The sequence below is a fragment of the Pseudomonas faucium genome (assembly GCF_021602585.1).
GTDB lineage: Bacteria > Pseudomonadota > Gammaproteobacteria > Pseudomonadales > Pseudomonadaceae > Aquipseudomonas > Aquipseudomonas faucium.
On record NZ_BQIP01000053.1, the window covers coordinates 1 to 4,240 of the forward strand.

Sequence of the window (4,240 nt, forward strand, 5' to 3'; positions counted from 1 at the left end):
GCAAGCACCTGACCGTGAGTACCGGTGAGGATGTCAGCATCGCCAGCGGCAAGTCGCTGCTGGCCAGTGTGGTGCAGAGCATCAGCCTGTTTGCGCAGAACGCCGGGGCCAAGTTGTTTGCGGCCAAAGGCAAGGTGGAGTTGCAGGCGCAGAACGACGAAATGCTGCTGACCTCGCTGCAGAACATGAAGCTCAGCTCCACTGCGGCGGGCATCGAGATTGCGGCCAAGGATGGCATCTTGCTCACGAGTGGCGGCGGCTATATCCGCATCAAGGGCGGCAATATCGAAATTCACGCGCCGGGGACCATTGATGTCAAGGGGGCGAAGAAGACCTTCAGTGGCCCAACCAGTTTGTCGCACAGCTTCAATGACATGCCGGATGCGAAATTTGAAAAACGCGTTGCGCTCAAATATCAAAATGGGGAAGTGGCACGCAATGTGAAATACGAAATTCATCGAGAGGACGGCAGCATCATCAGCGGCATTACTGATGCCGAAGGCCGCGCCCAGCAGCAAAAGAGCGACATGCTAGGCAAGTACCTCCTCAAGATCATCGAATAATCAAGGGTGTCGTATGGAACAGAAACAAACTACGCTGCGAACCGAAATAGGGCCCGATGGGCGCGAACAGGCATCGGCTCCGTTGGAAAACACAGGTTGTGCGGACAACTTGTTGTATATAAGCCCTAGGCAGGCGATACCCATCGTGTTCGTTCCCGGCATCATGGGCACCCCGCTGCTTGCAACCGGCAAAAATAAGAACCTTGTCAAAAAACTCGAGGGCCGTTGGAGCTGGTTTCCTGACAGCCTGGGGTGGATGGGTGTCAAAAGTCTCGTTGGCGGCTTCAATCGACTCACCCCTGCTGAGAAGAAGGCCTTACTCGACCCGGACCAAACGAAAGTGCCCCGCGCGCCGGGCGAGGCCGATTTTTCCGGATTTGACCTGGACAGCTGTCCGCTGCCGAAAGCAGAGATAGAAAAGCGAGGTTGGGGTACTGTTCTCTTGAGTGATCTAGGCGGCTACGGTCCTATATTGAGCTTTCTAGAGGCTGAGCTCAAAAATCTCTATCATGATGACGGCAAGAACAAACCGAGAATAAAAGGCGCCATGCTTGCCTTTGAAGGAAGTATTCAAGCCATCAAGGGATATCAAGCGCTCGACCTGGATGCTTACAAGAAGGCGTCGTCATGGAGTTACCCGGTCTATGCCTGCGGCTACAATTGGCTAAGGAGCAACGAAGAGTCTGCGGATGATCTGGCGAGCTATATTCAATTCGTACTCAACGACTGCAGAACACGTCTGCAATTGAAATGCGATAACGTCATTCTCGTCACTCACTCCATGGGCGGACTGGTTGGGCGGCGCTGTGCCCAGAAGCACCCAAAAAATATTTTGGGCGTTGTACACGGTGTGCAACCGGCAATTGGTGCCGGTACCGCGTACAGGCGTGTGCGAGCAGGTTGGGAAGACTGGAAGGGCCGTATGGCGATCGGCGCAAATGCGGATGAGGTCACGCCGGTTTTTGCCGCACCCGGCCCATTGCAACTACTGCCTAATCAACTTTACGGCAATGGCTGGCTGAATGTCCGCTGGGAGAAGGAAAATGGCCCGCTGTTGATGTCGATGCCCAAGGCCAACAACCCGTATGACGAGATCTATTCCAAGACGACAGCCTGGTGGCGACTGTGCGATCCACGCCTGGTGGAGCCTCGCGCCAAAGACATGCAGGCCCTTCAAAGTGGCTGGTATCTTTACCTGAAAAATCTCAAAATGGCCCAGAATTTCCATATGACGCTGGGCACCTATTATTTCCCAGAAACCTACGCGCACTTTGGCGCCGACGGCAAACATCCAGCATGGAACAAAATCGACTGGATTTTGAAAGCGTTCCAAAACAAGACAGGGCAATTCTCGCCGAAGGCGTCTGAAGACGTGACGGCTAATTTGCGATTGAGCACGGATAACAGAATCAATTATTTAACGCTTAACAATACTCAAACCGCCGGGAAAATCGCCTACCAGCCATTGTATGGGCCTGCCGTCATTGGCGCTGATTACGGTGGCGATGCCTACCATGCGGCCATGGCTTCTCAAGATGATTCAGGCGATGGCACCGTCCCCACGCACTCTGCTGATGCTGTCACTCGCCATATCAAGTTTTCAGCGCGCCTGTCTGGCTTCGAACACAGCGCTTCCTATAACGACAAGTCGGCCCGAGCGATCACGTTGCACTCCATTCTCAGCCTTGCCAAAAGCGCCAAAAGCCTATGCTAGAGTTTCTCAATTTTGCCAAGCGCAGCCTTTGCCTGCCCATTCACTGCGGCCTGCTCGCCGTCGCATTGACCTCCCCATTCGCTTCTGGAGCATCGCCAATAATGGAAAACCCTGAAACTATTTCCAAGACGGTTCTGGTCGGACGTTACACGCTTGATCTGCCATCCGATGCGGTAATGAGCGGTGCTTCACTGGATTTGGACGGCCTTCCTTTGACCATTACACCGGGTTACATCAAGGCCCGGGCAATGCGTGAGGCTCAAAAAGCCTGGCTGGCTATCGAAAGCCGCAATTCGGGCAATGCTGAACACCCCGCAATTCAAGAGAAGCTGTCCGACGGTGCCCTCCTCTACAAATATGACTACACGCGAATTACAGGTGAAGATCTCGACGGATCGCCTATCAACAAGGTTGTCTATTCGACGGTGGCTTATCAGTGGGCCAACAATCTGAAGTTCGAACTGGGGAATGACAGCACACTCAACAAAGACGAGCAAATCAAATCAATACTTCAACGCATTGACCGCAACGGCGAGACGCGCAACTCAGGGGTGTGTTTTGTTGATGGCTGCCTACCCCATTCGACCGGTGACGAGGGTGTTTATGTTCACTTCACATTCGCCGAGCGCCCCAAGCTTCGAGCAAAATTCACCTCTAAACAGTATGCCGGTGAAGCCAACCCAGCGTTGTCGGAAAGAAACGGCAGTGAACCATCGCCCAGCGACCAGGCTGCTTGGCAATTGAAATCGGAAGCGGAACACCGGATATACCGAAATACGAAGCGTACTGTCAATGGTGTCGTGGGTGAAGAAGTCATTGAGGCGAATACACAAAAAACAGATGGCGGTTATTTGACCGAAATCAATGCTATCTGGTATTTCCCTGGCATCCCTAACAGCGAGGACAAACCTGAACTTCGCCTGGACTTGGACTACAGCTTTACTTCCAAGCAAAAACCGGCCGCTGGAACAGGGTTCTCTAATCCGGATGAGCCCAACGCGTTGACAGAAACCGAATTCATGTCAATTTGGGATACCGCGCTCGATTCGCTGGCTGCGAGATAACTCAAGGATCCAACCGAGCCGCCCCATGCAGCCCGTCATGGGGCATTCGTTCACCTAGTAAGCGCACGTAATTTCAGCGCTAGCGAATCGAATCTGCCATTTAATGGACAGAGGCGATGGCGCGTGCACTCCCACGACGCAAGCAACCACGAATGGACCGTTCGATGCATGCATTCTGATACTTGTCTTTTGCCTATTCGATACCGCCGAAGCAGCCAATATAACTGAAAGCAGCAGAATGGATAATAACAACTGGAGCACCCATTATTTCGGCCGCTTTCAGATCGCCCTGCCAAAGGAATCAGAAATTTCGCAGATAGCGGGGCACCCAGAGACCTATATCAGCCTTCTCACTAAAGGCATCGTAAAAAAAGAACCCAACCTCTTGCAGCGATTTGATGACAAACACTATGACCATTCCATCAGCGACCTGGCCAACTCAGGCAAGATAAACCTACTTCGAAAACGTAATCGCAGTGTCGGTGGAATACATGGCGAGGAGGTGGCCGTCAGCGCAACCTTTGACGGCAAAACGTTCTATGCTTTCCAATTTGAGTATGAAGGCACCTTGGAATCTAACACCCGCCCCTACATTGCCATCGAACTGGGTACGCATGAGCAAGGCACCCATTTCCAGTCGGACGATCAGGCACTAGCGTTTTGGGACCATGTCCTGCAGAGCTTCAAACCTTTATCCGAATGAAGCAAAGCACCCAGATTTGCGGGCCATTCCCAAGCGTTCGGTATCGCCTGTGGCACTGGTGCCTGTCCCGGTCTTGCCTTGAAGTAAAGGTTATCCGCCAGTCTTCCCGCACAAACCAAGCCCCGTCGCCCATGCCAATTCAAATACTGCTAACTTAGCTTCCCCACTGCCAAGGACAGCCCCCATGCCGCCCCGC

4 protein-coding genes are annotated in these 4,240 nt (G+C 53.0%); all 4 read left to right on the forward strand.

Going from position 1 to position 4,240, the window contains the following annotated elements:
- The coding region (locus L6D75_RS27595) for a DUF2345 domain-containing protein (RefSeq protein ID WP_236193955.1) at positions 1-563 on the forward strand (563 nt) is incomplete at its 5' end.
- Positions 564-576: 13 nt separating this feature from the next.
- The gene (locus tag L6D75_RS27065; RefSeq protein ID WP_236193957.1) at positions 577-2,277 is read left to right on the forward strand and encodes an alpha/beta fold hydrolase; all 1,701 of its coding nucleotides are present in this window, start codon (positions 577-579) and stop codon (positions 2,275-2,277) included.
- Positions 2,271-3,341 carry a T6SS immunity protein Tli4 family protein gene (locus tag L6D75_RS27070; protein ID WP_176517362.1) on the forward strand — a complete coding sequence of 357 codons (1,071 nt, stop codon included), beginning with the start codon at positions 2,271-2,273 and terminating at the stop codon, positions 3,339-3,341. The genes L6D75_RS27065 and L6D75_RS27070 overlap by 7 nt, the downstream gene beginning before the upstream one ends.
- Positions 3,342-3,579: 238 nt before the next feature.
- Entirely contained in the window at positions 3,580-4,044 is a 465-nt protein-coding gene (locus L6D75_RS27075; protein ID WP_236193959.1) for a T6SS immunity protein Tli4 family protein, read from the forward strand.
- The last annotated feature ends 196 nt before the right edge of the window (positions 4,045-4,240 follow it).